16 protein-coding genes are annotated in these 21,336 nt (G+C 65.5%); 4 read left to right on the top strand and 12 right to left on the bottom strand.

The features are described 5' to 3' along the window. Positions 1–10 precede the first annotated feature (10 nt). The 8 genes from MUN73_RS17220 to MUN73_RS17185 form a co-directional block, all read right to left on the bottom strand. Entirely contained in the window at positions 11–1,099 is a 1,089-nt protein-coding gene (locus tag MUN73_RS17220) for a DNA topoisomerase IV subunit A (protein WP_250141746.1), read from the bottom strand. Next, the gene (locus tag MUN73_RS17215; protein ID WP_250141745.1) at positions 1,096–3,573 is read right to left on the bottom strand and encodes a DNA topoisomerase VI subunit B; all 2,478 of its coding nucleotides are present in this window, start codon (positions 3,571–3,573) and stop codon (positions 1,096–1,098) included. Before MUN73_RS17215 ends, MUN73_RS17220 begins: the two co-directional genes overlap by 4 nt. A gap of 155 nt (positions 3,574–3,728) precedes the next feature. After that, positions 3,729–4,727, bottom strand: a complete 999-nt coding sequence (locus MUN73_RS17210; RefSeq protein ID WP_250141744.1) for a potassium channel family protein — start codon at positions 4,725–4,727, stop codon at positions 3,729–3,731. A 74-nt stretch (positions 4,728–4,801) separates the two neighbouring features. Further along, positions 4,802–6,070: a hypothetical protein gene (locus MUN73_RS17205; RefSeq protein WP_250141743.1), complete on the bottom strand. Its 1,269-nt coding sequence runs from the start codon at positions 6,068–6,070 to the stop codon at positions 4,802–4,804. 131 nt (positions 6,071–6,201) lie between these two features. Then, on the bottom strand, positions 6,202–6,732 hold the full coding sequence (locus MUN73_RS17200) for an SPW repeat protein (RefSeq protein WP_250141742.1): 531 nt from the start codon (positions 6,730–6,732) through the stop codon (positions 6,202–6,204). Positions 6,733–6,818: 86 nt separating this feature from the next. Continuing rightward, on the bottom strand, positions 6,819–7,247 hold the full coding sequence (locus MUN73_RS17195) for a universal stress protein (RefSeq protein WP_250141741.1): 429 nt from the start codon (positions 7,245–7,247) through the stop codon (positions 6,819–6,821). A 633-nt stretch (positions 7,248–7,880) separates the two neighbouring features. Further along, positions 7,881–8,660 carry a sulfite exporter TauE/SafE family protein gene (locus tag MUN73_RS17190; RefSeq protein ID WP_250141740.1) on the bottom strand — a complete coding sequence of 260 codons (780 nt, stop codon included), beginning with the start codon at positions 8,658–8,660 and terminating at the stop codon, positions 7,881–7,883. A gap of 74 nt (positions 8,661–8,734) precedes the next feature. Beyond that, on the bottom strand, positions 8,735–9,991 hold the full coding sequence (locus tag MUN73_RS17185; RefSeq protein ID WP_250141739.1) for an NRAMP family divalent metal transporter: 1,257 nt from the start codon (positions 9,989–9,991) through the stop codon (positions 8,735–8,737). A 667-nt stretch (positions 9,992–10,658) separates the two neighbouring features. On the opposite strand from MUN73_RS17185, the gene gyrB reads away from it, so the two are divergent. Further along, entirely contained in the window at positions 10,659–12,590 is a 1,932-nt protein-coding gene (gene gyrB, locus MUN73_RS17180; RefSeq protein ID WP_250141738.1) for a DNA topoisomerase (ATP-hydrolyzing) subunit B, read from the top strand. A gap of 21 nt (positions 12,591–12,611) precedes the next feature. Next, complete coding sequence (gyrA, locus tag MUN73_RS17175; protein ID WP_250141737.1) at positions 12,612–15,098, top strand: DNA gyrase subunit A; 2,487 nt, start codon at positions 12,612–12,614, stop codon at positions 15,096–15,098. Positions 15,099–15,288: 190 nt separating this feature from the next. On the opposite strand, the gene MUN73_RS17170 is transcribed toward gyrA, so the two are convergent. From MUN73_RS17170 to MUN73_RS17160, 3 genes are all read right to left on the bottom strand, one after another. Beyond that, entirely contained in the window at positions 15,289–15,822 is a 534-nt protein-coding gene (locus tag MUN73_RS17170; protein WP_250141736.1) for an Rrf2 family transcriptional regulator, read from the bottom strand. Positions 15,823–16,078: 256 nt separating this feature from the next. After that, entirely contained in the window at positions 16,079–17,008 is a 930-nt protein-coding gene (locus MUN73_RS17165) for a ZIP family metal transporter (protein ID WP_250141735.1), read from the bottom strand. Between the two features lie 147 nt (positions 17,009–17,155). After that, positions 17,156–17,833 (bottom strand): metal-dependent transcriptional regulator, encoded by a 678-nt coding sequence (locus tag MUN73_RS17160; protein WP_250141734.1) that lies wholly within the window; start codon positions 17,831–17,833, stop codon positions 17,156–17,158. Positions 17,834–17,925: 92 nt separating this feature from the next. Here MUN73_RS17160 and rocF point away from each other — a divergent pair, with 92 nt between their 5' ends. Continuing rightward, entirely contained in the window at positions 17,926–18,846 is a 921-nt protein-coding gene (rocF, locus tag MUN73_RS17155) for an arginase (protein WP_250141733.1), read from the top strand. Positions 18,847–18,942: 96 nt separating this feature from the next. Beyond that, positions 18,943–20,112, top strand: a complete 1,170-nt coding sequence (locus MUN73_RS17150) for an NAD(P)/FAD-dependent oxidoreductase (protein WP_250141732.1) — start codon at positions 18,943–18,945, stop codon at positions 20,110–20,112. 82 nt (positions 20,113–20,194) lie between these two features. Here the strand turns inward: MUN73_RS17150 and MUN73_RS17145 are convergent, their stop codons facing one another. Next, a complete protein-coding gene (locus tag MUN73_RS17145; protein ID WP_250141731.1) occupies positions 20,195–21,319 on the bottom strand; it encodes a DUF4013 domain-containing protein in 1,125 nt (374 codons plus the stop codon). Positions 21,320–21,336 lie beyond the last annotated feature (17 nt).

Genomic DNA, 21,336 nt, shown 5'->3' with positions numbered 1-21,336 from the left:
CGACGGGCGTCTAGAGGACGCCCATCTCACTGAGTCGTTCAGGGAGATACGTATCCGTCACGAAGTCCAGCCCGCGAGCCGCGAGCGACTGCTGTTCGGACTTCTTCTCGATGTCGAGTTGGAGTTCGATCTGTTCCTCCCAGTAGTCGGTCTGGAAGCGCGGGTCCTCGAGTTCGCTCTCGAGGGCGTTGATGTCGGAGTCGCTGAGCGGATCGGTCGGGAGGTCGTACTCGACGATGTCGGCCGGCTGGATGCCGATGAACTTCGCGTCCGGCGTCGCGAGGTACTCCGAGAGGTGCGCGGACTTGATCGAGCCGTAGGCGACGGAGCCGTAGATCCGGTACGACCACGGGTCACCGTCGGTAAAGACCGTGACCGGGAGGTCGAGTTCGTCGTGCAGGCGCTTCGTGATCCGCCGTGTCGCCCGTGCGGGCTGGCCCTTGAGGTGGACGATCAGCGCGTTGTACTCGTCGTCGAAGCCGTTCTCGACGAGCCGATCGCGCATGCCACCGGTCTCGACCGCCAGGATGAAGTCCGAATCGCAGTCGAGGAACTCGATCGTATCGGGGTTGTTCGGGATCTGGTAGCCGCCCTCGCCGACGTCTTCCTGGCAGTGGATCTCGCGTTCCCCGCGGCGGGTCTGTTCGCGGAGGTGGAGCGGACCCATGATCGTCGCGCCCGACTCCTCGGGGCGCATGTGGAAGTCCTCGCGGGTGACCCCCGAGACGATCTCCAGGTCCTCGATCAGCTGGTTGGACTCGTCCTGGTCGCCGAACTGGGCCTCGTCGTTGTCCCAGCTCTCCGAGAGGTAGTACAGCTCACGCAGGGTCGACGAGCGATCCTCCTCGAGTTGGTTCGCGAGGAACTCGATCGTGTAGACGGCCTTGAGGAGCTTTCGCGCGCCGCGAACGGAGTTGGCCGATCGGGTCGACTCGCGATCGCCGTACACCCAGACCTCCTTGTCCTCGTCGTACTCGATGTTGGCCTTCGTCCGCGTCGGGACGGACATGTGCGGGATCTCGCCCAGTTCGAACTGGTCGTAGAACTGTGCCGCGAGATCGATCAGCTGCTCTCGTGCGTCCTCGTTGTCTGCGCTCATTGGGAATCAGTTACGGTGAGTTTCTCGCTCTCGACGCCTTTCACGTCGAGGTCGAACGATGCGTCGTCGGGGACCTCGTACTCGAGTGCGGCCTCGTCGTCGCTCGAGACGTCCGGTTCCCACTTGACGAACCACTCGCCGTCCATCTCGACGACGGTCGCGCCGTCGGAGAGGTTCCGCGGTTCCGCCGAGACGATGTCGGTCACCTCGAGCGATTCGGTGGTTCCCGAGTGGTTCTCGACGACGACCGAGACGGCCCGTCCGTCGCCGTTCTCCTCGATGTGGCGCTCGACGAGCACGTTGTTCATGATGCGGGCGATCGCGTCGTCGATGTCGGGTTCCGGCCGCTCGGTGACCTCGGCGACCTTCTCGGCCATCTCCGGCAGGATCTTCCCGAGGACGTTCTGTTTCTTCCGGCGTTTCTGCATCGAGCGGCGCTTGTTCAGGTAGCTCTTGAGGTCGCGGGCCGCCTCGCGGATGGCGAGCTCGATCTCGTCTTCGATCTCGGGGACGTTCGCGACGGCGTCCTTGGACTCGCTGGTGAAGGGAACGTTCGTCGAGGCGACGTGAACCATGATCACCGCGGGGCCGTTCGGAAGCCCCGAGCCACCGGGCTGGTCGAGTCCGTAGTTGCGCCAGCCGATCGACTTGACCACGTCGGTGGTCGCACACGCGCCGCGCTGGTAGACCAGCGGAACGCGGTTCGCAAAGCGCATGACCTCAGCGCTCCCCTCTGCGTCGATCTCGCCGCCGTAGGCGATGCCGGCCTCGACGATGAACGGATCGCCGCCGTGAACCTCCGCATCGCGGGTCGCGGCCGAGTAGAAGTCGGCGTCGAACTCCTTCTCGAGACCCGCCTGGATGAGGTCGTCCGTGATCGGCGCGAGACACCGCGTCGGCGGGGCCATGATGTCGGTCGCGCGCATCCCGTCGACGAGGTCGCTCGTGGCGTCGCGATCGCCGTCGAGTTCCCGGACCAGTGGCGGGTCGTCCGGAACGGTCGCCATCACGTCCCAGATCGCCTCGGTGACGTTCTCTCGGGCCGTCTCGCCGAAGGCGACGTCGTCGTACTCCTCGGTGAGGTCCGCGGCCCGATCGACGTACTCGCGCAGTTGCGTGCGCGTGAACCGGTGGCGGACGTTCTCCGCCCGTTCGTCCTCGAATCGGCCGGCGAGCCGTTCGGCGAAGGCGTGGACGATCTCGTCGTCCTTGCGGGTGCTCGTCGCCTCGTCGGCGAGGTCGTAGCAGTCGGCGACGAGGCGCGATTCGTCGGGGGCTGTTCCGTCGTCGCCGTCAGCCTCGCGGTCCGAGTCCGGGTCGGGTGCCTCGACGAGCGTGCGCCAGACGACGTCGACGGCGTTCTCGCGGACGGTGTCGCCGAACGTCGTCCCGTGTTCGGCCTCGACGTCTTCGGCCGCCGCGTCGACGACGGCGAGCAGTTCGTGGTGGGCGATCCGATCGCGCTCGTCGACGGCGTCGGCGATCGCGTCGGCGAACGCGGCAGTGGCCTCGGCCCCTTTGTTGGCGGTCGCCGCAGTGACCGCGTCCCGGAGGTCGATATCTTCGTGGGTCGCCGGCGGCCGCCAGCGCATCTCGCGACCGTAGTGGCGATCGCGGAACGCGTCGATGATCGACTCGGCGGTCTTCTTGCCGACGCGGGTGAACTCCTCCTGCAAAAAGCCCGAAACCGTCTGGGAGTCCGTCGCCGACAGCATCTTCATCACGGTGCCGAGTTCGACGCCGTGGGGATGGGGACGGATCTCCTCGGTCTCCTCGGGGAGCTGGTCGGTCGCTCGTTCGAATTTGAAGTGTGCGCTGGGTTCGCGGAGTTCGAGACGCGCGTGAGGGTTGACGACCGCCGTGTGCTTGATGTAGTCGTGGAGTTGCTGGCGGGCCCGCATGTTCCCCTCCATCTCGAGTTCGATGCGCGTCCCGTGGGGCCGGTCCCACGAGGTGGTCTCCTCGACGCTGATCTCGGGTTCGTTGTTGTCCGTGTCGACGATCAGTTCGAAGTACTCCGCCTCGCTCGCACCCTGGGTTCGGCTGGTGATCTTCGCCGGCTTCCCGCTGGTCAACTGGGCGTAGAGAACGGCGGCGGAGATGCCGATACCCTGCTGCCCGCGCGATTGCTCGCGGGCGTGAAAGCGCGATCCGTAGAGCAGTTTCCCGAAGACCTTCGGGAGCGATTCTTTCGTGATTCCCGGTCCGTTGTCCTCGACAATCAGGCGGTAGTAGTCGCCGTCTTCCTGGATCTCGACGTAGATGTCCGGGAGAATTCCGGCTTCTTCGGCGGCGTCTAGGGCGTTGTCGACGGCCTCCTTGACGGCCGTGACGAGGCCCCGCGCACCGCTGTCGAAGCCGAGCATGTGCTTGTTCTTCTCGAAGAACTCGGCGATCGAGATCGCCTGCTGGTTCTCGGCCAGCTCCTCGGCGATCCCCGGCTCGTCACCGAGTGTCGACTGGAACGACGTCATCACTCTCCCTGTACTAACGGCGGGGCTAAAAGGTGTGTGCTACCGGACTGAAAGTGAATCCGTGCAACCGACTTATACGGATTGCTGTACCGATGTACCGGCGCAACCGCCGCCCGGATCGCGGTTGCGCCGGAAATGACGTACAGTAAACCGACTTACTCCTCGACCGGCGGCCACTCCCAGGCGTCACCCTTGGCCACGCCAAGCAGTCGTCGACGGCGCTCGCTCAGGTCCGCGAGGGCGTCGGCGAACGCCTCGTCGTCGACGGTCGGGATTCCCTCCTCGCGGAGTCGATCGAGGTCCGGCGGCGGGGGCACCTCCTCGGCCGGTTCGATGAACGCGGTGTCGAGCGTCTCGAGGTAGTCCTGCACGCTCGATCGGGCGGCCTCGACGAGCATCGGATCCGGCCCGTGACCGTCCGGAACGCCGTGGCGGTAGAGCGTGAGCGCCTCGTCGAGGATCGGCACGGCCACGGACGAGGCGCGATCGCTCTGCTCGCTGTGATAGTAGTGGAGGATCGGATAGGATTTGTGCTGCTCGGCGAGCGTCCCCAGTTCGGACGCCAGCGACTCGAGCGAGAGGGCGGTCCCGCGATGTTCCGCCCCGGTCCAGGCCGTCCGGACGAACGCTTCGCTCCGATCGCCCACTCCCGTGACCGAACTGGCGAACGATCGCTTGTCGGAGACGGCCCCGAGGACGGTGAGGACGTAGGAGACGCCGAGGGTGACGAAGGCCATCCCGGTGGCCGTCGTGAACGCGCTGGCAATCTCCCAGACGTCGCCGATCGGTGCGTAGTCGCCGTTGCCGTTCGTGAACATCGTGTAGGCGACGTAGTAGAACCGGCCCGACCAGTCGGCGGCGGCCCCGGTGCGCGTGCTGACGAGGGCAGTGGGGTAGCTGGCGAAGACGAACGTCCACCCGACCCAGATGAGCGCGACCCAGGTCGCGAGCGTAAGCGTGAGGATGAGCGGGCCGGCGAGACTGAGGGCTCGATCGTGATCAGCGCTCACGGCCCGGAGTCCCTGCCAGACGCCGGTCGTGAGTCGACCGGAGACGGGCCCGGAGCCGCCGTCGACCCAGAGGGTCGTCCAGAGAATGTCCACGATGACGAGGACGAGCAGGGCGATCCCGACGACGAGATACAGCGGGCGCATTTCGGTTCCGTACAGTCCGGACGTCCGTCAACCGTTCCCCGGGGACTGACGCGGGTTTTTCCGTGTCGACGGGCTCACGGTTCCTCGACGATCTCCGCCCGCTCTTCGACGACGTCCGCGAGCACGTCCGCGATCGCTTCGTTCGTCTCCGGGCTGTAGTGGCCGCCCTCGCCGCGCTGGACGTACAGCGACTCCACGTCGCCGTCCTCGGGAGAGAGGTGTCTGGCCATGTCGATCGTCTCGAGGCGGTCGTACCGATCGTCGAGTCGGTCGAGCAAGTCGCCGTAGATCGGGCCGTGCTCGGCCTCGTAGGTCGCGTACCGGAGTTGCTGGACCATCACGAACACGGGCGTGAAGTCCTGCTCGTCCGCGTAGTCGACGAACTCCCCGACGAGCGCGTCGAAGAGGTGCTCGTGGGTGTCGAACAGGCGCTCGTGGTACCGGACCCGGGGCCGTTCCATCCGCAGGGCCGACCGGGTCTGGGCCTCGTCGAAGTCGATGCCGGGAATCGAGGTTTCGAGTCGGCGTTCGAGTTCCTTCCCGCCGGTGGCGAGGGCGTACCGGAGGTGTTCCGGCTTCTCGAAGAAGTCCGGTGTGTAGGGGAACGACGCGTAGTGCGGTTTGAACCAGTGGTCGTAGTGGAAGTCGTACTCCCGCAGGAAGTCGGCCTTCGACTCGAGGTCGAGCAGGTCCTCCTTCTCGTCGACCGGACTCTCGATCCGCCGGAGGTCGCCGTCTTCCATCACGTACCGGGGTTTGACGGCGAGGATGTTGCCGAACTCCTGGTAGTGTTTCCAGACCGAGAGGATCCGGGCGATCGAGGAGGCCGTGACGACCACGAACACGTAGTCGGTCGGGTCTTCGGGGTACTTGCGCTCGAGTCGCATCAGCGCCTGGTCCAGGCCGTAGTTGCCGCCGCCGTAGTTGGCGACGTGCGTGTCGAGTTCCTGGGCCATGTAATTCTGGAACGTCTCGTCGTTGTCGACCTCCCGGCAGAAGCAGTAGGAGTCGCCGTAGGTCGAGACGCTGGGCCCGTCGGATTCGTCCCGATCCCTGGCGGGACAGACCCGGCTGGCGTACTCGTCGGTGGAGTAGGTGACGACGGTCCGGACCTCTTCGCCCGGGAGGTGGTCCCCGGTGTCTTTCTGTTTCTCCCGGTTCGGCTGGGGACACCACCCCAGTTCCGGGTCGAAACTGCTGAACTTCCCGAGGAGGTCCCGATTGATCTCGGGGAACTCCTCGGTCGCGACCGCGGGGATGCGTTCGAGCGCGGCGTGGGACACCCGCTCCAGCGCGATCGCCGTGACGACCAGACCGAGTGCGAGCGCTACGTACGGTAGCATTCGACTCCTCATATCGGAACCCGAAGGAAGTGCGTTGTGCCGGCAATATCCGACGGACGGGATCGCCGATAGTGGCGGCGGGGACGGACGACGGCGAGGGACGCCGACGGGAGTCACCTGGTTCGATCTCGTCACTGCCCGCGCCGATCGTACGTCGCCGTCGGCCGCGCGTCGGCTGCCTTGCGCCGGGCGCGGACGACCATCGCGCTGTAGCTCCCGGCCCCGAACGCGAGGAGGCCGACGAGGACGTGGTTCCAGCCGCCGATCGCCGACCCGGTACCCGCTGGATCCGGGGCAGGTCCGACGACGAACGGCGAGACGAGGACCCAGAGCCCCAGTATCGCGGCGAACCAGGCGACGCCGGCACTTCCCAGTTCCCGCCTCGATCGCCGATAGTAGTTGTACGCGCCGGTGGCGATCAGGGCCGCGCCGACGAGGGCGTCGTTCCAGACCGCCGCCGCCGAGAGGTCGAACGCGACGGCCGTCCCGACGACCCAGAGGCCGAGCAGGGCGACGAACGCCGAGAGTCGCCGGCCCCGACGATCGGGATTCGGCTCGTACTCGATCCGATCGCGGTGGGTCACCGCCTGTCCGTCTTCGCGACGCCGATCGTGTTTCGCGTTCGGATCGTGTTCCGTCGTGTCGCTGTAGTCGTCCTGCATGGTCCGGGCCGATCGAACCTGGGGTATTCGACGCGAAGAGTCCGGTGCCCGCGGTTGCAGGCTGGGGAAGCAAGCCCGTCCGCGACTCACCGGACCACGGTGACCGGAACCGACGAGTGTCTGACGACGACTTCCGCGACGCTTCCCAGCAAGATCCGGCTGACGCCCGATCGACCGCGACTCCCCATCACGACGTGATCGAAGGCGCCCTCTTCCGCACAGTCGACGATCTCCTTGGCCGGCGATCCGACGCGCGATCGGGTCTCGAGGTCGACGCCGTGATCGGCGGCGAGTCGCTCCGCGGCCTCGAGTTGTGTGGCGGCCTCGCCGACCAGTTCCTGGAACTCGTCGCTGGATTCCGGGTCGTCGGCCGCGTTCGGGATGAACGGCAGTGCGGAGGTGTCGACGACGGTGACGGCGACGAACTCACCGTCGGGGAACAGTTCGAACGCGTACGAAAGCGCCTCGCGAGCGGGGTCGGAGTCGTCGAACGGAACGAGGATCCGCGCGCTCATATCTCCCCGTCCACCCGTAGTTCCTTCAGTCTGGTACCTGCGTCATCGATCGGTGGCGAAACCGATCGCGAGGCCTTCTTGAAACCCTCAAAACATGGCAGGTTTTAGCAGTCGTGCTGAGTAGAGAGCGCGAACGTCGCACGAGATTCGATCCGACTTGCGAAGGTGGTGTTCGCTCAGTACAGGGGATAAACGGAACGGTTGATGACGTTCACCCAAATCATCACACAACAGTTATACTGCCTGTACGTCGAAACTAGAGACAATGCCCGAAGGGGACAGCGAACGAACGGTTGTCTCTTGTTCATCCTGCGGTTCTGTCTATGCCGCCGAAAAGTGGTCTGACGGAACGATTCAACCCATTGGAAAGAGAACAGGCTGTGAGTGCGGGTCAGAAGACCTCCACGTTGTCAAAGATTTGGATAGTGCCGTTCTCCGAGACGGGGAAACGGACTGACTACGAACAGTCGTTCAGTTCGCACACGTACCGAACCGTTGGTCCAAGAGATTCCGGGTGAACAAACGAAGCGGTCGTGCTGAACGCATCCTCTGTATCTCGCACGACGTTCCTGGCAACTTCTTATGGTTTCAACAGAGCCGATCGCTTCGCCATCGTCGACTCGCCCGGTTCCATCAGAGCGCCAGATAGGGGCCGACGCCGAGGAGGACGACCCCAAGCGCGACTTTCAGCCGATCGGGATCGACCACGTGGGCGACCTTCCACCCGACGACGACGCCGAGGAGCAACGGGGATCCGATGACGACGGCGAGCGGAAGCAGGACGTTTCCCTGGAGGTAGTAGCCCGAGGCCGCGAACGTCGCGATGAAGATCGACTGGACCTGTGCGACGGCGACGGCGAGCAACATGGGAACGCCGACGAGCACCAGCGCCGGCACGGCGAGTACCGGGCCGCCGATCCCGAGGAGTCCGCTACAGAGTCCGAGCCCCAGGCCGAGGCCACCGAGTTCGAGACGGCCGGACCGTGACAGCGGATCGACGTCGAACAGCGGGCTGAACCCGCGCCGCTCCCGGTAGAGGATGATCCCGCCCACCGCCATCGAGACGCCGCCGAGCAGGACCCCGAACAGCGATCGGGGGACGGAGGCGTTTACGTGTGCGCCCAGTAGCGCACCGACGATACTCGAGAGACTGAGCACGATCGCGATCGCGCGGCTCTCGCCGCTGTTCATCTCCCCGGAGTGGAGGTACGCGGCGCTGCCGACGAGACCGGTCACGACGAACGTCGCGTGTGCGGTGCCGGCGACCTGACTCGAGGGAAGCGACGTGAGCGAGTAGAGCGCGATCGTCACGAAGATGCCGCCGGGACCGATCGTGGTGATGCCGATGCCGGCGAAGAACGCGATCGCGACGAGCAACAGCGCGAGGGAGGGGGCGAACGGAACTGGAAGCATGACATCACGGGAGCGTTACCCACTCGTCCGTCGTCGACCCGTTACTTCTGCTCCGGGATCGTCGCTGATCGTGGTCACAGGATGGTCACGATCGTCTCGTAGAGCGACTGGACCGTCAGGAGGCTGCCGACCAGCAGGACGACTCCCGCGGCGAGGAAGCCGAGGTTCTCGTACCAATCGACGTCGTCGTGCCTGTTGACGGCCCCGATGAGCGCGAAGACGGTGATCGGGAGCCCGATCGCGCCGTTGACGGCGGGCATGATGATCGCCATCTGAACGGGGCCGAAGCCGGTGTAGACCAGCATCGGGAGTGCCGTCAGCGCCGAGAGGACGATCAGGCCGACGACCGTCCGCCGGAACGCGGTGTCGCCGAAGACCGTGTGGCGGCCGAGCGACTGGGGCATCATGAACCCGGCCCCGAACAGCGTCCCGGTCGCCGACGTGATACTCGCGAGGAAGACGGCGAGCATGAAGACGACGAGTGCGGTCTGGCCGAGAATGTCCGCGAGCGGGACGCCCGGTCCGGTCAGCGTCATCTCCCCTTCCGAGAGCGTGACCGCGGAGACGATCATCACGAAGCTCCCGATGAGCAGCGTCGTCGCGATCCCGACGGCGTTGTCCTGCCGATACCGCCAGATGTCTGACCACTCCTTGGTCGGCCTGATGCTCGACTGGATGAAGAAGTTCGGCCAGTAGACGGTCGTCCCGAGCAGGGCGATGACCGCGGTGAGGTAGCCGATCTCGCTCTCGAGCATCGGCTGGAGCCCGGCGGCGACCGACTGCCACGGCACGTCCAGTCCGGCCAGGAGCAGGCCGTACGAGCCGAAGACGGCGAAGACTGCGGCCGCGATCGCCGCTTCGACCCGGTCGTAGACCTTGAGCTGGACGATGGCGATGCCCGCGCCGGCGGCGAGAACGATCCCGACGATCACGTCGTCGAACACCGGGACGAGCCAGGCCAGTGCCGCGCCCGCGACGGCGTAGTTCGACACGGCCCACAGCGCGGACATCAGCGACATCGAGACGACGACCCCGGTTCCACCGATCGGGAGTCGATCGACGATGTAGTCCGCGAGCGGTTCGTTTGCGACGGCGAGGCGGGCGCTCATGTCGTGCAGTGCGATGTCGATCAGGAAGGCGAGCGGGAGCACCCACAGCAGGGAAAACGCGAAGTTCGCCCCCGTATCGGCGAGGATGTACACGGAACCGGCACCGAAGACGTTCGCGGCGAACAGGACGCCGAGCCCGTACCGGTAGAGTGCGTCGTGGATCGCTTCGCCGCCGGGAACCGCCTGGACGATCTCGGAAGACGTCGCGGACCGTTCACTCATGCCTGCTCACCTCGACGAGTGACCCAGCGGCCCCGGGTGAGCCAGCGACTCCGCTCGTCGGTACGTCCGTGAGCGTCGATCGTGGGTTCGACTGTTCCAGGGTCGACCGGCGTGTCGCCCCCAGACGAACGAGGTGGAGTGGTCGTCTGCGATTCCGGTTCGTCGGTTCGATCGAATTGTCCTGACATGTGTCGTATACCCCGGAGACGAACGCTGTCGTCCCCGGTCCAAACGGAGTGTCGCCCGTCTCGCTGTTCGATCGAGGGACAGCGATACGTCGGCTGGTTCGCCTCGCCTGTCTCTGGGTCTCGCCAATGCGTGAGTTCAAAGCCGTCGTGTGAAAGCAGCCTATCAATTCGTCGCAGGTGCAAGCCGTTGCAGCAAACCCGTTGTCTGTCTCCGTGCGTTTCAGTCCCTGACGGCTGTGTTTGGGAGGGTATACGAACGGAACGGTCGAGTACGCGCCAGTCCCAGACGACTGGTAGATCGCCGATCAGGTGCGATGCTCGCGGACGGTTCTCGGCGACGTGGCCGTTGCACACGATCCCCCGGCAGTGCTCGGATGCGTTCGGTCGTATCCGTAGCTCACGCCGCTCGGCAGTCTCGCGCTCGCGCGCGTACGTGAAGCTTTATAAGGGGCCGGGCGCTACCCACAGACAGGTTTTACATGTCCCAGGAAAGCGAGTACGGCGCCGGACAGATCCAGGTCCTCGAAGGCCTGGAGGCCGTGCGAAAACGGCCGGCGATGTACATCGGCTCTACCGATTCTCGAGGGCTCCACCATCTCGTCTACGAAGTGGTGGACAACTCGATCGACGAAGCGCTGGCAGGCTACTGTGACGAGATCGCCGTTACGATCCACGACGACGGATCTGTGAGCGTGTCGGACGACGGACGCGGCATCCCCGTCGACACCCACGAGGAGTACGATCGCCCCGCCCTCGAGGTCATTCTGACCGTCCTCCACGCCGGCGGGAAGTTCGACAACAAGTCCTACCAGGTCTCCGGCGGCCTCCACGGGGTCGGCGTGAGCGTCGTCAACGCCCTCTCCGAACGGCTCGAGGCCGAGGTCAAACGCGACGGTGGCGTCTTCCAGCACGCGTTCGAGGCGGGCGAACCCGTCGGCGACATGGAGCGGGTCCGCGACATGGAGGCCGACGAGGTGACCGGCACGGAGATCCGGTTCTGGCCCGACGAGAGCATCTTCGAGGGGAACGACTTCGCCTTCTCGACGCTGTCGAACCGGCTCCGGGAACTGGCCTTCCTCAACTCGGGCGTCCGCATCACCCTCCGCGACGAGCGCGAGACGGACGAGGAGGGCGAGTTCGTCGCCGATACCTACCAGTACGAGGGCGGGATCCGCGAGTTCGTCGAGTACCTGAACGAGACCCGCTCGGCGATGCACGCGGACGTCATCTACTTCGCCGACAGCGAGCAGAACATCGAGGTCGAGGTGGCGATGCAGGCCACCGAGGAACTCCAGGGGTCGATCCACGCCTTCGCGAACAACATCAACACGCGCGAGGGCGGGACTCACCTGACCGGGTTCAAGACCGCGCTCACGCGCGTCGTCAACGACTACGCCGACGAGAACGACCTGCTGTCGGATCTCGACGAGAACCTCAAGGGCGAGGACATCCGCGAGGGACTGACGGCAGTCATCTCCATCAAACACCCCGACCCGCAGTTCGAGGGCCAGACGAAGACCAAACTCGGCAACTCGGAAGTACGTGGCATCGTCGAGAGCGCCATGCACGAGGGCCTGGGCACCTACTTCGAGGAACACCCCGACACCGCCGAGGCGATCGTCGCCAAGGCCGAAGAGGCGGCCAAGGCTCGCAAGGCGGCCCAGAAGGCAGAAGAACTGACACGCCGCAAGTCCGCGCTCGAGTCGACCTCGCTCCCGGGGAAACTGGCCGACTGCCAGACCAAGGATCCCGACGAGGCCGAACTGTTCATCGCGGAGGGTGACTCCGCGGGCGGGAGCGCGAAGCAGGCCCGGAATCCGGAGTTCCAGGCCGTCCTCCCCATCAAGGGGAAGATCCTCAACGTCGAGAAACACCGGCTCGATCGCATCCTGGAGAACGACGAGATCCGGAACATGATCACCGCGATCGGCGCGGGGATCGGCGACGAGTTCGACATCGAGGACGTCCGGTACAAGAAGATCATCATGGCGACGGACGCCGACGTCGACGGGGCACACATCCGGACGCTCCTGCTGACGTTCTTCTACCGGCACATGCGGCCGCTGCTGGAGGGCGGCTACGTCTACGCCACCCAGCCGCCGCTGTACCGCATCCGGTATCGCGGGAACACGTACGACGCGATGACCGACGCCGAACGCGACGAAATCGTCGAGGAGAAGTGCAACGGCAACCCCTCGCAGGTCCAGCGGTTCAAGGGGCTCGGCGAGATGAACCCCGAACAGCTCTGGGAGACGACGATGAACCCCGACAACCGCATCTTGAAGCAGATCACGATCGAGGACGCGGCCGCGGCGGACAAGATGTTCTCCGTCCTGATGGGCGACGCCGTCGAACCGCGCAAACAGTTTATCAAGGAGAACGCTCCGGAAGCGGAGTGGATCGATATCTAAGCGACGTGGTGAGGTGACTACATGAGTTCAGACGTACCCGATCCGACCGACGTAGAGGCACGAGCGGTAGAGAACGTCCGCATCGAGGACGAGATGGAACAGTCGTACATCGACTACGCGATGAGCGTCATCGCGGGTCGTGCGCTCCCGCGCGTCGAGGACGGCCTGAAGCCGGTCCACCGGCGCATCCTGTACGCGATGCACGAGATGGGCGTCACCTCGGGCTCGTCGCACCGGAAGTCCTCCTCGATCGTCGGGGAGACGATGGGTGACTACCACCCACACGGGGACAGCGCCATCTACGACGCGCTGGTGCGGATGGCCCAGCCGTTCTCGATGCGCTACCCACTCGTGGACGGCCAGGGGAACTTCGGTTCGATGGACGGCGATCCGCCGGCCGCCCAGCGGTACACCGAGGCCCGGATGGCTCCGATCGCCGAGGAACTGCTGGAGGACATCGACAAGGACACCGTCGACTTCTCCGCGAACTACGACGATCGCCTGCAGGAACCCGACGTGCTCCCGTCGGCGTTCCCGAACCTGCTGGTGAACGGTTCGTCGGGGATCGCCGTCGGGATGTCGACGAACATCCCGCCGCACAACCTGGGCGAGGTCATCGACGCGACGATCGAACTCATCGACGACCCCGACGCGACGGTCGAGGACCTGATGGAGCACGTCAAGGGGCCGGACTTCCCGACCGGCGCCAACATCGTCGGCCGCGACGCAATCTACTCGGCGTACAAGACCGGCCGCGGGCGGGTTCGCGTGCGCGCCGAGTTCGAGGTCGAGGAGTGGAAGTCGGGCCGCGAGCGGATCGTCATCACCGAACTCCCCTACCAGGCCAACAAGGCCCGGCTGGTCGAGCGCATCGCCGAGGACGTCAACGAGGGAGAGATCGATGGCATCTCCGACCTGCGCGACGAGTCCGATCGCGACGGCGTCCGCATCGTCGTCGAACTCAAGCGGGGGGCAAACACCGAGGTCGTCAAGAACCGCCTGCTCGAGAACCACCTGGAGCGCACGTTCGGCGTCATCAACCTCGCGCTGGTCGACGGACAGCCGCGGGTCCTCTCGCTGAAAGAGACCTTAGAAGAGTACGTCGCCCACCGGCGGGAGGTCGTCCGCCGGCGAAGCGAGTACGACCTCGAGGAGGCCGAGGACCGCGCACACATCCTCGAAGGCCGGCTGACCGCCGTCGAGAACGCCGAGGACGTCGTCGACCTGATCCGCAACAGCGAGACGCGATCGGACGCGAAGGAGGCCTTACAGGAGGTCTACGACTTCTCGACGGACCAGGCCGACCACATCGTCCGGATGCAACTCGGGAGCCTCACCTCGATGGAGGCCGCCGAGATCGAGGACGAGTACGAGGCGGTCCAGGCCGAGATCGAACGCCTGACGACCATCCTGGAGAGCGAAGCGGAACTGCTCGGCGTCATCAAGGACGAACTCCGGGAGATCAAAGACGAGTACGCCGACGATCGGCGCACCTCGATCGTCGAGGACCAGGGAACGGTCACCCACGAGGACCTGATCCCCGAGGAGGAGGTGTTCGTCGTCATGACCGAGGACGACTACGTCAAGCGGATGCCGATCGAGCAGTTCGACCCCCAGGGTCGCGGCGGGAAAGGCATCATCGGCGCGGACGTCAAGGAGGACGATCGCGTCGCGACGGTGTTCCGGGCCAACACCCACGATTACCTGCTGTGCTTTACCAACCACGGCCAGGTCTACCAGCTGAAGACCTACGAGATCCCGGAGATGGGCCGCACCGCTCGCGGCAAATCGGCAGTCAACATCCTCGATCTCGATCCGGGCGAAGACATCACGGCGATCGTCGACACCGACGCCTTCGGCGACGGCGAGTACGTGACAATGGTCACCCGGAACGGCTACGTCAAGCGAACCGCCGGCGACGAGTTCGACAACATCCGATCGACCGGGATCATCGCGGCCGACCTCGAAGCGGGCGACGAACTGGTCGACGTCGAGGTGACCGACGGCTCGAAGGATCTCGTCATCGCGACCGAACACGGGATGACGATCCGCTTCGACGAGGACGAAGTCCGCGCGATGGGCCGCAACGCCCGCGGCGTCAACGGGATCAAACTCGAGGGGGACGACGCCGTCGCCGGCCTGGTCGCGACGGATGAGGACGACGACAAGGCCTTGCTGACCGTAACCCGGAACGGGTACGGCAAGCGGACCCGCCTCTCGGAGTACAGCAGGCAGTCCCGGTACGGCAAGGGGCTGATCGACATCAAGACGGGCGATCGGAACGGCCCCGTCACGGCCGTCAAGGCCGTCTCCGACGACGATCAACTCGTGATGATGAGCGAACGGGGACAGATCGTTCGCACGCGGGTCGACGAAATTTCGACGGTCGGGCGCAACACCATGGGCGTGATCGTGATGGACGTCGAGGAGGGCGACGCGGTCGCGAGCGTCGACGAGATCCCGGCGGCCGCGGCGGACGCGACGGACGACGAGTCCGAAGAGAACTGAGGATCGAAGCGGGCAGATCGATCAGTTTTTCGAGACGCAAAACCCGGCCACACCGTCGGGTTCGGCGCGCTATCGAGCGCGTGGCGATCGAGGAAGTACGCGACGACTCATACGATTTACTGTAAGTCATTTCCGGCGCAACCGCCGCCCGGATCGCGGTTGCGCCGGTACATCGTTACAGCAATCCGTATCAGTGCTCGGGCTCTTCTGCGGGCGCGAGCATGTCGTCGATGCGCAGGATGAGGATGTTGTTGGTGTCGTCTTTGCCGTCGAGCGAGCCCTTGACGACGAGTTTCGATAGCGGGGTCGGACCGACCGTCACCGAATCACCCTCCGAGATCCCGTCGAGTGCGCCCTGGATGTGGACCTCGGCGCGACAGAGTTCCGGGTGGTGGACGCTCGAGAGGTCGATCTCCTCGACGATGACGTCCTCGACCGGCTCACCCTCGTGCTCGAGCGGAACCGAGGCCGGATCGTCCATCTGCTGGATCTCGAGGGCCTCGTAGGCCGCGGCAGTGGGTTTGTAGCCACCCTTCGGTCCGGGTACCCCTTCGACCAGTTGCAAGGCCTTGAGACTCTGCATCTGGTTCCGGATGGTGCCGGGGTTGCGATCGACCTGCTCGGCGATGTCTTCCCCCTTGATCGCGTCTTCGGACTCCTTGTGGAGGTTCGTTAATGCGCGGAGGATTTTCTTCTGGCTCGGGGTGAGTTCGATGGATGACATACTGAATTCTTCGTAATTGATTTCCTTAAACCCGACGGGTGAGGACGGGCGTTTCACTACGATTTTGTCGTTGATATCGGGAGTAGTAAGGAGTTTCTCTTCTCTCTCGGGAGACGATGGATCGTAGTCACTGAAACCCTTCCACGTCGAGAGCGCGGTTCGGAGCGAGCGAAGCGAGCGAGAATCGCGGACAGTGCGATCGGGTGTGCACTGACTTCCAGTGGCTACTGTAGCGACCGTCCGCTCGCCGTCGGTCTCAGACCGGCGCGAGCCAGCCCTCGACGACGAGGTCCCCGACGACGTCTTCGAGGAGGAACATGAGTACGAACCCCGCGACGAAGGTCGTGGCGTTGGCCCGGGTGAGGACGGCCCCGGCGTCGAATCGGATGAGGTCCCCGACCTCGATGAGCACCTGCAGGATGGCCCCGATCGCGATCGCGAACGACAGCACCGCGAGCAGGGCTGACTGTGCGAGACTACCGAGCCAGCCCCCGACGATCACGGGGCCGCCGGCGAGGGCACCCATCGCGGCGAAGTGGCGGACCGGTGGCGTCTCCGCGTCGCGGGCGACCGCGGCCACGACGGTCGGCCCCTCCATCACGTTGTGGAGCACGAACGCGAGGACGAGGACCGCGACGAGCGTCGAGTCGCCCTGCACGAAGGCGGTACCGATCCCGAGCCCTTCGCCGACGCTGTGGAGGCCGAGCGCGAGCGCGACGAGGTACGCGATCGCGAGTCCGCTCTTCTCCGTCGACGCCATCGTCCGCTGTCGCCACGCGCTCGCGGCGTACATGACGGCGAAGGTCGCACCGACGCCGCCGACGGCGAGCGCGGCGGCGAGGGCCGTCCGGTCGACCGCCGCGGTGTACGCGACGACGTCGCGAGTCATCTCGATGGCGATGAACGCGAGCACGCCGGCCGCGAGCGCGAGGAACGCGTGCAGGTAGCGCGGGTCGAGGTCGCGCAGGAACGGAAACCACAGCATCCCGATTGCGACCGGAATGATCCCCGCGATCGCGCCGATGATCGTCACGGTCAGGAGGACCTCGCCGGTCGTCGCACCCTGGGCATCGATCGTCCCGAACGGCGTGGTCAGCGCGAGCAGACCGAATACGGTCAGGAGGACGACCAGCGGTCCGATCGCGAGCAGCGGCCGGGGGATCGCCGACGAGAAGGAGCGACTCATCGCGGACGCACACCTCCACGTCGTGGGAATCGACGCCTCATTACACCTGGATTAGATGCGTCTAACTAAGTATCTTGTCCACGGATCAGCCGGTGGTGCGCCGCGTCACTGCGCGGGTCAGTGACGTGGTTTCCCTCGATCGCGTTGCTACGGTTCGGCCTGTGCGGGTGCGACGACCCGAACCTGGTGGGCGACAGTTTCGGGGAGGGAGACGTCGTCGTGACCCTCAGATCGCGCCGTCACCATCCCGAACGGGGCGATTTCGACGATCTCGAGTTCGACGCCGGGTTCGACGCCGTGCTCGGCGAGATACGAGAGCATCTCGGGATCCCGATCGGCGACTTCCTCGACGATCACGGTGTCGCCCTCGGAGAACGCCGTGATCGAGTCGCCGGCGGGACGCTCGGGCGGTTCGAGGTCGGCCCCCGGGATCGGCGAGCCGTGTGGATCGACCTCCGGTTCGTCGAGGGCGTCGGCGACGCGGGCCTCGAAGTCCTCGCTGATGTGATGTTCGAGCCGATCGGCTTCCTCGTGGACCTCCGACCAGTCGTAGTCCAGGTGTTCGGTCAGGTAGGCCTCGAGCAGGCGGTGGTGGCGAACGACCTCGAGTGCGACCGTCTCCCCCTCCGCCGTGAGCGTGACCCCGCGATACTTCTCGCGGTCGACGAGTCCCCGATCCTCGAGTTTGTCGATCATACTGGTGACGGTCGGCGACGTGACGTCCAACTCCTCGGCGATCGCCGAGGTCTTGATCCGGTCGTCGGTGGACCGCTGGAGCTGGTAGATGGCTTTCAGGTAGTCCTCCATCACGTCGCTCAGCATCATCGTACCCGGAATTAGAGCGGTCTAACCCTAAATCTGTCGCCGTCGATGCCGGAAATCGCCACGATCAAACCCCCCTCCATCGTACGACCAGTATGGGAGAGACCGTTCGAATCATCGGTGCGCCGATGGACTACGGCGCGAATCGACGTGGCGTCGACATGGGACCGTCCGCGATCCGCTATGCGGGGCTGGCAGACGGACTCGAGGAGGCAGGCGTCGACCCGATCGACGGCGGCGACCTGCTGATGCCGCGGGCGGAGGAGCGCGACCCCGACGCCGACCAGCCGAGTCGGGGGAACGCGAAGTTCCTCCGGGAAATAGCGGACGTCTGTCGGCGACTGGGCGACGAGGTCGCGGACACGATCGCCGACGGGACGTTCCCGCTGGTGCTGGGCGGTGACCACGCCGTCGCGATCGGATCGATGCACGGTTCCTCGCGCAATAGCGATCTCGGCGCGATCTGGTTCGACGCCCACGCGGACCTCAACACGCCCGGCACGTCACCCAGCGGGAACGTCCACGGGATGCCACTCGCCGCGGCGCTGGGCCGTGGCGTCTTCGGCGAGATGGACTGGGCGCGGGCCCCGGGCATCCGCGAGGAATCGATCGCCTACGTCGGCCTCCGGAGCATCGACGAGCGCGAACGCGAACTGGTCCGCGAGAGCGAGATGACGGCGTTCACGATGGCCGACATCGACCAGCGGGGCATGACGTCCGTCGTCGAGGACGCCCTCGCTGTCGCGACCGACGGAACCGACGGCATCCACGTCAGCCTCGACCTCGACTGGCTCGATCCGAAGGCCGCCCCCGGCGTCGGGACGCCCGTCCGCGGGGGAGTCACCTATCGGGAGGCACACTCCGCGCTCGAGACCGTTTCGAGGCGCCACGAGCGCGACGGCGTGCTCCGATCGATGGACGTCGTCGAGGTCAACCCCATCCTCGACGAGGCGAACGAGACGGCGACGCTCGCGGCGGAACTCACCGCGAGCGCGTTCGGCAAGCGGATCCTCTAGAACGAGCAAGTACGACCTGATTCGACAGGTGAGAACACGACACACGCTGGTTCCTGTTTCAACACCTTTGTATCGGAGTGTTGCTGACTGTCGGGTATGACTGAAAACGTCGTCGTGCTCGGGGCCGGATACGCCGGTGCCGGTGCGATCAAAACGCTCCAGTCGGAGCTCGGGGGCAACGCGCGGCTAACGTGGATCGCCGACGTCGACTATCACCTCGTTCTCCACGAGTCCCATCGCGTGATCCGCGACCCCGACGTCCGATCGGACATCACGTTCCCCGTCGAAGACATCGCCGATCCGTCGACCCAGTTCATTCAGGCTGAGGTGGCCGGCCTCGACACCGACGAACGCGTCGTCGAACTCGCCGACGAGGAAGACGTCGAGTACGACTACGTGCTGGTCGGACTCGGGACGAAGACCGCCTACTACGGCATCCCCGGACTGGAGGAGCACTCGCTGACGCTGAAGTGCCTCGACGACGCCCTCGAGATCAACGAGGCCGTCACGGCCGCGAGCAAGGAGGCCACGCGGGGCGATCCGGCACAGGTCGTCATCGGCGGTGCCGGGCTCTCCGGCATCCAGACGGCCGGCGAAATCGCGGAGTTCCGCGACAACAACCGTGCCCCGATCGAGATTCACCTCGTCGAGGCACTCGAGGAGATCTTCCCGGGCAACGATCCGGAGATCCAGCAGGCGCTTCGCGACCTCCTGGAGGAGGCCGGCGTCCAGATCCACACGGACGACCCGATCACCGAAGCGAACGACGAGGCCATCGAGTTCGACGAGGGCGACCCGCTCGAGTACGACGTCCTCGTCTGGACCGGCGGGATCACGGGCCGCGACGCACTCGACGACGCCGAGGTCGAAAAGGAGCACAATCGCGTCCACGCCGACGCCACGTTCCAGACCTCCGACGAGCGCGTGTTCGCGATCGGCGACTCGGCGATCATCGACCAGGGCGACCAGCCCGCACCGCCGACGGCACAGGCCGCCTGGCAGGCCGCGGAACTCGTCGGCGAGAACATCGCCCGCGCGATCGAGGGCCGGCCGCTGAAGACCTGGGAGTACGAGAACAAGGGGACGGTCGTCTCCGTCGGCGACAAGGCCGTCGCTCACGAGATCAAACCGGCCTTCGGCGTCTCCCTGCCCGTCGACACCTTCGGCGGCTTCGCGGCCCAGAACCTGAAGAAGATGATCGCCGCGCGATGGATCGCCGACATCACGTCCCTGAACGCGGCCCGCAAGTCCTGGTCGTCGCTGTAGATACCTGGCCCCGAACCGACGATCGGACGTGTCGACGTTCTCCGCTTCGTTTCGTGCCTCAGCGACGCGGTTCCCGATCGGGTCAGGTCATCCCCAGCGATTCCCCGGGGAGGACTGACTCGACGTCACCCGCTTTTGCCGCCCGGTTGTAGACGTACCCCCAGACGACGAACAGCGCGTTCACGAGGTAGACCGGGAACACGATCAGCAGTGGAATCAGGAGCACGATCCCGAAGATCGAAAGGAAGAGGACGAAGGCGGCGACGAAAAACGCGACGTAGCCGAACATCGCGAACAGGATCGTCGCCACGATCCCCAGCAGATAGTGTCGCGTGAGGGCGAACGTGACGAACTGGTACTCGAAGACCGTCTCGCGGGGGCTACCGGTGCCGATCAGGACCGGGACGATCGCGCCCGCGAAATAGAGTCCGGCGAACGTGCCGAAAACGACCACGAGGTCGAACGCCCCGGACAGCGGTGTGTCGGCGATGGCATCGCCGACGGCACCGGCGACGACGGAGGCGAACACGAACGCGACGACCACGGCGAGCGTGATCCCCAGGAGGACGGCACCGTCTCTGGCCAGCCCGCCCAGGTCGTCGAACGAGGGCGGATCCGCATCCCCGCGTGCGGCGGCCCGACCGATCCGGAACGAGTACCCGAAGGAGAACAGCAGCGGCACGATCAGGAAGTAGACCACCGACATCACGGTATCGATGAGCAGGGGTTTGCCGCTCTTGCCGAGTGGAAACGTGATGCCAACCGAAACCAGACCCGACTCGTGAAACCGTGGCCCTGACGTCGTCGACGATGCTGGCTCCGGATTCGCCGGGTCCCGGTTCCGATCACGAGAACACGTCTCGTGGTGTGCAGCAGCGGTCGTGGTCCCGCCGCTGGTCGTGTCTTCGGCTCCCCGGCGTTCAGGCACGTCCTCGCCGGATCGGCCGCGGGCCGATCCCGTGCCGCCATCGGACCACCCACCCGCCGCTGACGACTCGTCGTCTCCGCCCCACCCGTCCGCGTCGTCGGCTTCCGCCCAGCCACCCGTCGAGCCCGTCGCATCGTCCTCGAACCAGCGCCCCGACGACTCCGCCCCGTCGTCGATCGAGTCCGGAGCCGATTCCGTTTCGACCAGCGGTGACCCACACCTCGGGCAGTACGTCGACCCCCGGTCGAACGTCTCGTCACAGTCGCGACAGTAGGCCATGCACCGGTGATTCTTTC

The organism is Halosolutus amylolyticus, from assembly GCF_023566055.1.
GTDB lineage: Archaea > Halobacteriota > Halobacteria > Halobacteriales > Natrialbaceae > Halosolutus > Halosolutus amylolyticus.
The sequence above is the reverse complement of the archived record's forward strand: the minus strand, read 5'-3'. Positions and strand labels throughout refer to the sequence as shown.

What these genes read in the sequence shown, in the direction of transcription:
- MUN73_RS17215 (WP_250141745.1), bottom strand. Translation starts at nt 3,573, where the DNA reads ATGACGTCGTTCCAGTCGACACTCGGTGACGAGCCGGGGATCGCCGAG.
- gyrA (WP_250141737.1), top strand. Translation starts at nt 12,612, where the DNA reads ATGAGTTCAGACGTACCCGATCCGACCGACGTAGAGGCACGAGCGGTA.
- MUN73_RS17150 (WP_250141732.1), top strand. Translation starts at nt 18,943, where the DNA reads ATGACTGAAAACGTCGTCGTGCTCGGGGCCGGATACGCCGGTGCCGGT.
- MUN73_RS17210 (WP_250141744.1), bottom strand. Translation starts at nt 4,727, where the DNA reads ATGCGCCCGCTGTATCTCGTCGTCGGGATCGCCCTGCTCGTCCTCGTC.
- MUN73_RS17170 (WP_250141736.1), bottom strand. Translation starts at nt 15,822, where the DNA reads ATGTCATCCATCGAACTCACCCCGAGCCAGAAGAAAATCCTCCGCGCA.
- rocF (WP_250141733.1), top strand. Translation starts at nt 17,926, where the DNA reads ATGGGAGAGACCGTTCGAATCATCGGTGCGCCGATGGACTACGGCGCG.
- MUN73_RS17220 (WP_250141746.1), bottom strand. Translation starts at nt 1,099, where the DNA reads ATGAGCGCAGACAACGAGGACGCACGAGAGCAGCTGATCGATCTCGCG.
- MUN73_RS17190 (WP_250141740.1), bottom strand. Translation starts at nt 8,660, where the DNA reads ATGCTTCCAGTTCCGTTCGCCCCCTCCCTCGCGCTGTTGCTCGTCGCG.
- MUN73_RS17160 (WP_250141734.1), bottom strand. Translation starts at nt 17,833, where the DNA reads ATGATGCTGAGCGACGTGATGGAGGACTACCTGAAAGCCATCTACCAG.
- MUN73_RS17195 (WP_250141741.1), bottom strand. Translation starts at nt 7,247, where the DNA reads ATGAGCGCGCGGATCCTCGTTCCGTTCGACGACTCCGACCCCGCTCGC.
- MUN73_RS17205 (WP_250141743.1), bottom strand. Translation starts at nt 6,070, where the DNA reads ATGCTACCGTACGTAGCGCTCGCACTCGGTCTGGTCGTCACGGCGATC.
- gyrB (WP_250141738.1), top strand. Translation starts at nt 10,659, where the DNA reads ATGTCCCAGGAAAGCGAGTACGGCGCCGGACAGATCCAGGTCCTCGAA.
- MUN73_RS17200 (WP_250141742.1), bottom strand. Translation starts at nt 6,732, where the DNA reads ATGCAGGACGACTACAGCGACACGACGGAACACGATCCGAACGCGAAA.
- MUN73_RS17185 (WP_250141739.1), bottom strand. Translation starts at nt 9,991, where the DNA reads ATGAGTGAACGGTCCGCGACGTCTTCCGAGATCGTCCAGGCGGTTCCC.
- MUN73_RS17145 (WP_250141731.1), bottom strand. Translation starts at nt 21,319, where the DNA reads ATGGCCTACTGTCGCGACTGTGACGAGACGTTCGACCGGGGGTCGACG.
- MUN73_RS17165 (WP_250141735.1), bottom strand. Translation starts at nt 17,008, where the DNA reads ATGAGTCGCTCCTTCTCGTCGGCGATCCCCCGGCCGCTGCTCGCGATC.